The organism is Corynebacterium sp. HMSC055A01 (assembly GCF_001809405.1).
Classification (GTDB): Bacteria; Actinomycetota; Actinomycetes; order Mycobacteriales; family Mycobacteriaceae; genus Corynebacterium; species Corynebacterium hesseae.
Genome location: NZ_KV797598.1, coordinates 179,440 through 179,648 on the forward strand (window position 1 = coordinate 179,440; position 209 = coordinate 179,648).

Consider the following 209-nt stretch of genomic DNA (forward strand, 5'->3'; position numbering starts at 1 on the left):
GGTGCTCCCCGCGTGAGCGGGGATGAGCCCCAACGCACCCGCCTGCGCGGAGTGCCCCGCAAGTGCTCCCCGCGTGAGCGGGGATGAGCCCATTTGACCACCGAAACCCCGAGGAGGACACAAGTGCTCCCCGCGTGAGCGGGGATGAGCCCACCAGACGGCAGAACAACCGACTGATTAGCCCGTGCTCCCCGCGTGAGCGGGGATGA